The sequence below is a fragment of the Acidimicrobiia bacterium genome, assembly GCA_018057765.1.
Lineage (GTDB): Bacteria > Actinomycetota > Acidimicrobiia > IMCC26256 > JAGPDB01 > JAGPDB01.
Genome location: JAGPDB010000034.1, coordinates 1 through 8,833, shown reverse-complemented (window position 1 = coordinate 8,833; position 8,833 = coordinate 1). Strand labels below are relative to the sequence as shown.

Sequence of the window (8,833 nt, the reverse complement as noted above, 5' to 3'; positions counted from 1 at the left end):
GGCCTTTCGGTTTTCAGTGTGGAATAACTACGGTTAAACGTAATTAGGTTTTCCTATTCGGAGATCCACGAGTTATAACGCTAGGTAGACAACTCCTCGTGGCTTATCGCAGTCACCCACGTCCTTCATCGGCATCTAGTGCCAAGGCATCCACCATTGGCTCTTTGTAGCTTGAGTAGAAAATTTCCAAAATGGATTTTCTTTGATATTTTTGCAATACAAATAAAAATAACTGTTTCCAGAATATTATTTATTTGATTCGTTTCTTTATCATGAACAATCTTTGTTTCCAAAGATGCTCATGTTCGCTATTGAATTTTCAAGTAACAACACTAGGTGTTATCGGGATACAACATTTGCGTTAGACACAAAGTTCATTGCCCTTTCTTTGATTTCTCAAAGAGTTTCTGATTTAGCATGTTGCCATACTCGTAACCAGCTCATTAAATATAGTACATCGGATTGTGCTTGTCCAAGTCGGAGGAAGAAATATTTTTATTTTTTTATGGACCCGATATTTCTTGAACTTTGGCTTCAACATTTCGCGGAGGTTCTAAAGCTAATACCTCAATATTAGCTGGAGGAGGTTCTACAACTTGCCCACTAGACACATCCATTCCTTGCAATATTTGCAGGATCTCACTATTTGGAATCGCTTTAACCGACCTACCAGACATAGCAGCTAAGGCTAAATATTCATATAACCGACTTCCAGTTTCCGCATTGTTAAAACCATCAAGCCCTAAGAACCAGTTTATTTGTTGTTCGTCATTGGCAAAGCTCTGAGACGCGTATGCTAAAAATGCCAAGGCATTAGCAGGATAACAATTTAAAATCTTAGGTGGAGTGATTTTTGCAGCCCCAAAAGCCTTTAGTATTAAAACGAAATTTACTGCGTCAGAAAGCGTATAATCATCTATATCTCCAGACACAATGTCATTTGACATTTTTGAAAAATGCTGAACATGGTCATCTAATATTTTTTGTACATGACCAAACGCGATATTGTATATTTTGCGATCTGCCCTAGTTTTTTTCTCATCATATAAATCAAGCTTCATAATAAGTTCTACTAGATCTAATGCAAGCTCTGTATCTGTTGTTAGTTTGTCGCGCAATTTTCTTTCAGCCAAAGCTTCACGTGCGGTCACTGCGCTTTCCCTAGCACTAATTTCGTCTAATTCTCTCTGAGCTGAAGTTAACTCTAGGTTTGCCCTTCCTACAGCTTTATTTAAGTAAGCTAGCTCTGCTTTTAGTCTTGTACTATAAGCTGGGCCTATTTGTGGCGTGTTGGCAACTTTAGATGTAGCTGTTCGCTGTTGAAGTTCATGAGCAAGTTGTTCTATTATCAGAAGCATCCCGTCACCATTATCTTTATTAACTATTTGTATTTTATCACCCATCCCCGATACAAACCCACAGGCTTTATTTCCTGTAAAAAACTTTTCTAGGTCTTCTTGTATGAGAGTCCAAGCTTGCGCTAAACGATCTGGCGGCATTTCACCTTTAGTTAACTGAAGGAAAATCTTGCGCAAAGCTCTCGGTGAAGTATTTAGTTTACGAAATCCTGAAAATCTTATTGAGCTTCCTGCGTGAAAGCGAAGAGTACATATATCGCCACTAATATATTTATTCAGATCAGCAAGCCGAGGCGTTTGCGAGATTATTGGATTCCAGTGATAGCAAAATTGCGAGAGTTTAACAGCTTTTTTATATATGTCATTCACTATTGGATCATATATAGGTAGCGCTATTGCTTCTTTTAAAATTACGAAAATAGAATACTGCTTCATTACTAAAGGAGAGAGAACAAAAGCTTTATAGCCTAAGTCCTCTTCGCGATAATGAGAACTATATGGCAAACTTATAAAAACTGTCTTATTGCCATCTACTTCATTTTCTAAGCTAAGTTTATCAAGTTTTGCAATTTGGGTATCAGTATCTGTTACTTTGCCGGTAGTATCATGTAGACCAAAGGTTTCTTGGAATTTGAAACCTAGCGGTGAAACTAAGCGCTTAGCGTAAGCTAGGTGAGAGTTTTCTTCGCACGTAGCTAGCAACCTTGAGGCCGTGACTCCCCCATCTAGCCAAACTAGTTTTATCTTGTTTTTATCTACAAGAGATTTCAACTTAGCTCTAAAATCACGAAATACAGCTGTGTCTGGTGCTTGCCCATACAGAACTACAGTTAGCCCTGCTTTTGAAACCATTAGACTCTCCTGTTTGTGCGAATAGTCCAGTTTAGCACTTGCAGCGATATTGTCACAATTCACACCATATATCTAAATGGAAATAATTTCGTTCGGTCAGTGTCTAAACTATCCCATTGGTGGAAGTGTACCGTGCCTTCAGCTAAAAGTATTCCCTATATTACCGTTGTCGGCCCCAACTGTTGTGTCAGCGGCTCGTGTTACAGCTGATGTTGATGGTACAGTTGCAACTGTTTCGGTTAGACCATCTGTACTTTGTCCTTTAGAATCAGGACGATTGACAATTGCGGGTGCATCGGATCTTTCGTGTTCAACGGGCCAATGATTACTTGGAACCCAGTCGTAATTTCCAATCTTTTTCGCATCTGTGGGTACTAATGCTTCTACATTTAGTAGGTAAGCGAAGAAAGAGAAATTATTTAGATCATAGCTAGGCAGATAATCCATCAATGCTTTCGCAACATCTGGATTAGAAATATATCGATATATTCGCTCTGCTTCAATATTTATATCACAGATTTTCAGACTTTCAGCCAAAGCTCTTGCTGCTATGTTGACATTAGCTATCCGAGCTTTACCTGTTTGATCATAACACTCGTAGTAAATCCCATTTAGTATCTGTTGACGTTCCCTTAAAACGAGTAGAACATTGGTACCAGTAGAAATAGTACCTATAAACGTCTTTAAAGTATTTCCGTCAAATTTTGGTAAATCTTCACACAAAAACTCTACCCAAGCCTTATCGCTTTGTTCCAGTGTAGTATTAAGTTGAGTCAATTTTGCTAATGCCGATTGGTATTCTTCGTCTCCAGGTTGCATTTTTCGTTCCTTCGATTTGTGTTAGCTATTTGTTAAGTGTTCTTGTTTGATAAGAATACTAATGTAGTTAGTATTGGTAATGTCAAATTAACTTATATTACAATGATTTAGTGTGCTTAGTAACCTAGTACATCAGGTGATGAGGGTGGGTCTTGTTCATGTAGCCACTGTGCGAGAGCAACATTGAAATCATCTTGACCTACCGCCCTTATTTGGTCAGCGGTTTTTAATAATGTTTGGGCTGTATCGACTGTATCAGGTAGTCCATCTGATATTTGTCTTCCAGCACTTGGGTGATTGGCAAGTGTTGCTTGATCCCTTTCGTAGGGCCAACGCACTTTGGTATCCCAGAATGAAATACCTTTTGATATGTCAACTTCTGTTGGTATAACTTCTAGATCTAACAAATACTCTACAAAGGAGAGATGGTATTCAAAGCTGTTTAACAAATGGCCATATAAAGCTTTTGCTGCTAACGATGTCGTGATGTTTCCATAAACTCTATCTTCTACTTCTTCTATTTCACAAAGCCTAAGCGAACTTTCTAGTGCGCTTGCTACTATATTTGAAATTGAAGTTGTTGGTGCTCCAGTTACTAAGTCATAACAGCTGACCGATAGTGTTTCTAATATTTCTAGACGTTCTTTTGAATATGGGAAAATACCGCTATCTTTTGAGACTAAAAATATAAATCGACTTAAAGCATTACCTTCAAATTTTGGCAGATCTTCACACAAAAACTCTATCCATGTTTTGTCACTTAGTTTTAGCTGTTCAGGTAGTCGGGTCAATTTTTCATAGGCTATTTGAAATTCAATATCACCAGGTTGCATTTTTCGTTCCTTCGAATTGTTTAACAATCATTTTGTTTAATCGTCTATTTTACTATTGGTAGGATTGAAACATCAAATAAGGATAAGGATCTTGAATTTTTCTACCGCATTTTATAAAACCTGATAGTTATATTCGATACGTTTAGGATTAATTGTGTATCGCTTGGCCATATATTCTTTGAGCGTATTGGTTGCCCAAATTCGAAACTTAGTTCCTTGTTTTGACCCAATACGGTATCCGATTGCAATGATTACATCTAAGTTGTATGTAAAAACTTCCCACTTTACCTTACGGTTTCCTTAAGTTAGAACTTGTAAGGTTTACTTACATGTTCGAACTTCTACTAGTTCGTCTTCCAAATAGATATTTTTTACATGCTGAGTCACATTATGAGGTGTAACAGAAAATATCTCAGTGATTTGAGCTTGAGTCGCTCGAATCGTGTCAACATTAGTGTCACCTTTGAGCTCAATTGCTCCATCTGAACTTCGATAAACTGCTAGTTGGCTAATAGGAATAGGTATGATACCTATGGATAAAATATTATTATGAACATACTAATCACTGGTGTGTCATGTGCTGGGAAATCAACTATTGCTCGTCATCTTTTGAGCTTGGGGTTTAACGCTTATGATACTGATTGTATAAAAAATCTGAGCGCATGGACTGATATCAAAACTGGCGAATGTATTAATGATGTTCAATGGTCATCTTCAGATGAATGGGAAGGCAAATATGATTGGCTATGGAATAAAGAATATTTAAAAACAATGCTAGATAATAATAAGGGCAACGTTGCTTTTTTCTGTGGGAGTTCATCTAATCAAGCTTTATTTTATGACTATTTTGATCTCATCTTTTTACTTGAAGTAGATGATGATCTAATTACCGAGAGACTTAAAACTCAGCGTGAACACAGTTTTGGGTCTAACCCTGGAGAGCTAGAAATTATTTTAAATTGGTATAAAGACTTCCAAGAGAAAACTAAAAAAGCAGGAGCAATAGTACTTGATGCTAGAAATACAACTCTAGAAATTGTGGATGAAATACTTCACATTGTTAATTAATTCTTATCCATTTAAAACCATCGGGCCCATTTGACGGCTTTGAATTTCCGGGAATTGCCCTGCTACTTTGCAGACATCTTCTAGCGGATCCCCTAATAGAAGTTCACGGACACCATCAGGAAGACTGGCTCGGTTATATACAGCATCGCGTACATCTTGATTTGGGTCACAAATTGCTCTTTTGATAATACTAGCCACATCAACACCAGGAGGATATTCTTCACGACTTGCAATTGCGACTCGCACACTTACTGAACTATCACGCGAGTAAATCTCAAAAATTCTGGCCGCATCAACACCAGCAGGAAAAGTTTTTCTAGAAGCTACAGCTATTCTTATATATACTGATTCATCGCAAGATTGTCTATTTACTAAATCAATCTCATCGATACCTTCAGGGATATTTAAACGATCGGCAACTGCTGCCCTAACTAACCAGTGTGGGTCTCTTGAGAGCCTATTTATTAGTTCTATATCATTTATAGCATCGGGGAAATCAATACGACCCGCAATACCAGCACGAATCTTTGCATTTTTAGAAAACGATAAATCATAAATAAATTTAGACGGTTCAATACCATCTGGGAAAACATCTCTCTGCACTACCGCAGCGATTATATCTTTGCTATCAGTTTCTAGTAGATCTTCTAAGAATATTTTTCCATCAATTGATGGTGGATACTCGATACGACTTGCTAGAGCAGCAAGCACGGAAGGTTTATACCTCTTTGAAAGTTCTTCGATTAAACCAAGCATGCCAAAAACAGGTTTATTAATCAATTCTGGGAAGGCTATAAGCACTTCTTCACAGTCTTGTAAAAACCTCTCAGAACGCTTTACAGCAATACTTACACCTTCTGGAGTTTTTGATATTACATCACCAAAAATATAAGATTTTTCCCATTCTATAAAAAGTATCTCTGCATCATGCGAATAATTGAAACTCATATTTGTCCACCTCTAATAATTACGACATGCAATATTACAACAAATAGCCACAACAGACAAAATACATAATAATCCCTAACAAAAGTACACTTTGGCATACGTTGGGTATTTTAGCGTCCAATCACAAAATTACTGTTCGGAATTTTTTGTTCATCTAATTTTGCTTCGGGATGTTTTGTGAGACAACTTTGTGCATCCATAGTAGGTAGATCTAAGCCAACCTCAGGTTTAGTTGGTTTATTTGCTCCCCTGTCTGTATCGCACTCCTCAGGAGTTTTGGTCACAATGCCTGGTCTTGGCATTAAGCCAACAGTTTCACAACCTTGATCATCTACACCTGGGCCATAATATAAAGGTTTCATTGCTGCAATCGTTAAAGCCAAGAATGGTACAACAACAATTACTGGACCGATTTTGCGAAGTGCACGATGAGAACGAGTATGGTCGACTAATGCTGTTGCTTCATGTTTTAGAGCCTCTGAAAATAACTTATTATGCATTCTGACAACTGGCCTGCCTAACAATGAATCTGAATTAATGCGATAACGTAAAGAATCAATCACTTTTAACCGAACTGGTAACGCTATACGTTTTCCTCTTAAAGTACGTGACCGAGAAATTTGAATAGTTACATCTTCTGAACTTGGACAAGTTTTTAATATTCGATCTCGCTGTTCATCAAGCTCTGGATAATTATTGAAAAAGTTTCTAAAGACATTATCTTTACGATCTCGTATTTTTCCCAAAAATGATTTATGGCGAGTGCCACTATCTTGCTGTATTTCATCTTCACGTTTTTTCCTAAACCAAGGTATTAATACTGGTATTACATAAGGCAATAAGATGCCCTTCGCTGGCTTACCAAGTATTGTGACACTATCCACTTTGTTATAAGTCATACAAGTACCATTAGTCGAAGTTTGACTAGTACCATTAGGGTAGAAATCTGCATCAATTTGAGCTCCACGCCGTTTGGCTAAAAGTTCATCGAGTAAAGCTCTAACAGTATGACCAACACCTTGATTGTCAAGATTATATTTATTGACCACATTTGTAATTTTGATGTTTGCTTCTAAGTCATCTTTAATGTTTGGTGCAATTAAATCACGTAGTTGTTTATATTCTTCATCTGAAAGTGAGTTTTCTATACCACCAGCGTATACAACTTTTATACTACTTCCCAGTTGCTCAAGACGTTTTTGTAACATTGCAGTTGCTACATATCCACGAACAATAGCCAAATCAAGATTATCTCTACTACTAGTTTGGAATCCTCCAGTACGTTCGCCTTTTGTCATTTTATCATCTTCTGCAGAAGACAACCCGGCGACTCTGACAACAGCCACATTTGGTAATTGCCTGATTGATCTAGCAGCATCATCAATATTTTGTTCTGAAATTTGTAAAGCTGCAGGATCTAAAGCAAAACGTCTTGCATATTCTCCTGAAGCTGGGCTTTTAGAATTATCTACACCTAGATCAATCTTTACGCTTTCACTTTTACCAGGTGGTATATATTTGATTTCTTGACCAGCGCTGCGCAGTAAATGAGTATCTTGAATTGCTGGCTCATACTCGTAGAAGAAATCTCTTTTTCCAGTTCCAAAAGCTAAAGCAGCTGTCGCAACCACAGATGCTGCTAGAGTTTTCCTAAACGAAAGTTTGCGTGCTTTTGATACCATTAGTCCATTTTAGTCGTTGTTTTATTAATGGTCAAGAGCACTGGAAATAAATAAGATATGTTTAATTTAGTTACACCCTCAATTTAATCAGTTCTAACAACTAATTTACCTCGAGCATGTCTAGTTTCGGCTTTCTCCAACGCTTCAAGTGCTTGATTAAAGCTATATACTTTCTCTAATACGAGTTTGATCGAACCATTCGCGACGTGTGAAACAAAATCTTTCACTAATTCGACCCCATCATCCGAGTGCTCAAATTGCATAATCGAAATATTTCTTTCGGACTGAGTGCCATCTCCTCCAGAAACACTGACCACCCTGCCACCAACTCTAACTACACTCATCGAATCTTTGACGGTCCCCGGTTGAATTGCCAAAGCACAGTCAACACCACCATTGGATAAAGAATGTACTTGGGCTTGCCATTCGGGATCGCTATAATCAACAGTCATTTCCACACCTAGTGATCTGAGGTAGTCATGATTTTTTGAAGATGCAGAGGCGACAACTTGAATTCCTTTCGCAATTGCCATCTGAATAACTAGTGTGCCAATAGCACCAGAAGCACCTGCGATAAAAAGCTTCTCACCATCTATCAAGTTAAGATCTCGTACCGAATTGATTGCAGCATCTGCTGCGATTGGAATAGCAGCCCCCTGTTCAAATGTAAGTTTTTCAGGGAGAGGAATCAAAACAGAAGCATCGAGACAAACATATTGCGCCCAACTTCCACCTTGAGGAGTGAGCCCTGAAGTAAAAAGAACTTCATCGCCGATAACAAAATTTGATACATTGCTTCCAACTTTGGAGATTATCCCTGAGCCTTCAGATCCAACAACATATGGGAATTTCGCTTTGCCCGGGAAAAACATATCTCCGGGTACATAATATCGATCGTGAATTCCGACACCAAAAGCTTTGACCTCGACTAAAACCAATCAAGCAGACGAAGGAAGAAAAACTGAAATTAAAGGTGAAACTATTTACAATCCATTGACAATAAAAGAACAGGCACAACCAGCAGCGCTTCATTCTAACAATCCAATTATTTGGACAGCAATAGCGATAGTAAGTAGCATCATGCTCTTTTGGTTTATCTTAGTTTCAAAACGTCGCGATGATGACGAAGAGGAAGAATTAGCTTAAAAGACTTCGTTGCAAATTTCTCGAACGTTATTTTTTACAAAGTAGTAGGTTCTAGAAAAGGTATATCTCTAATTTTTCCTTCTATTCCATAAATTTGTTGTGTGGAAAGTCCAAAATAACTAGCTTC

9 protein-coding genes and 1 rRNA gene are annotated in these 8,833 nt (G+C 37.8%); 2 read left to right on the top strand and 8 right to left on the bottom strand.

The window, feature by feature from the left end; translation table 11 throughout:
• The 5 genes from KBF89_08290 to KBF89_08270 all read right to left on the bottom strand — a co-directional run.
• Window positions 1-177, bottom strand: a 23S ribosomal RNA gene (locus KBF89_08290); the annotation flags it as partial.
• A gap of 326 nt (window positions 178-503) precedes the next feature.
• Window positions 504-2,210: a hypothetical protein gene (locus KBF89_08285; protein MBP9116320.1), complete on the bottom strand. Its 1,707-nt coding sequence runs from the start codon at window positions 2,208-2,210 to the stop codon at window positions 504-506.
• Window positions 2,211-2,348: 138 nt separating this feature from the next.
• Complete coding sequence (locus KBF89_08280; GenBank protein ID MBP9116319.1) at window positions 2,349-3,029, bottom strand: hypothetical protein; 681 nt, start codon at window positions 3,027-3,029, stop codon at window positions 2,349-2,351.
• A gap of 116 nt (window positions 3,030-3,145) precedes the next feature.
• Window positions 3,146-3,862, bottom strand: coding sequence for a hypothetical protein (locus tag KBF89_08275; GenBank protein ID MBP9116318.1), 717 nt, complete (start codon window positions 3,860-3,862; stop codon window positions 3,146-3,148).
• 111 nt (window positions 3,863-3,973) lie between these two features.
• Window positions 3,974-4,114, bottom strand: coding sequence for a virulence RhuM family protein (locus tag KBF89_08270; protein ID MBP9116317.1), 141 nt, complete (start codon window positions 4,112-4,114; stop codon window positions 3,974-3,976).
• A gap of 297 nt (window positions 4,115-4,411) precedes the next feature.
• Here KBF89_08270 and KBF89_08265 point away from each other — a divergent pair, with 297 nt between their 5' ends.
• Window positions 4,412-4,930 (top strand): AAA family ATPase, encoded by a 519-nt coding sequence (locus KBF89_08265; protein MBP9116316.1) that lies wholly within the window; start codon window positions 4,412-4,414, stop codon window positions 4,928-4,930.
• 3 nt (window positions 4,931-4,933) lie between these two features.
• Here KBF89_08265 and KBF89_08260 read toward each other — a convergent pair whose 3' ends face one another.
• The 3 genes from KBF89_08260 to KBF89_08250 all read right to left on the bottom strand — a co-directional run bounded on the left by KBF89_08260 (window position 4,934) and on the right by KBF89_08250 (window position 8,498).
• Window positions 4,934-5,878: a hypothetical protein gene (locus tag KBF89_08260; protein MBP9116315.1), complete on the bottom strand. Its 945-nt coding sequence runs from the start codon at window positions 5,876-5,878 to the stop codon at window positions 4,934-4,936.
• Between the two features lie 110 nt (window positions 5,879-5,988).
• Window positions 5,989-7,560, bottom strand: a complete 1,572-nt coding sequence (locus KBF89_08255; protein MBP9116314.1) for a hypothetical protein — start codon at window positions 7,558-7,560, stop codon at window positions 5,989-5,991.
• An 83-nt stretch (window positions 7,561-7,643) separates the two neighbouring features.
• Window positions 7,644-8,498 carry an NADP-dependent oxidoreductase gene (locus KBF89_08250; protein ID MBP9116313.1) on the bottom strand — a complete coding sequence of 285 codons (855 nt, stop codon included), beginning with the start codon at window positions 8,496-8,498 and terminating at the stop codon, window positions 7,644-7,646.
• Between KBF89_08250 and KBF89_08245 the strand changes: the two genes are divergently transcribed.
• Window positions 8,479-8,706 (top strand): hypothetical protein, encoded by a 228-nt coding sequence (locus tag KBF89_08245; GenBank protein MBP9116312.1) that lies wholly within the window; start codon window positions 8,479-8,481, stop codon window positions 8,704-8,706. The genes KBF89_08250 and KBF89_08245 overlap by 20 nt on opposite strands.
• Window positions 8,707-8,833: the final 127 nt, after the last annotated feature.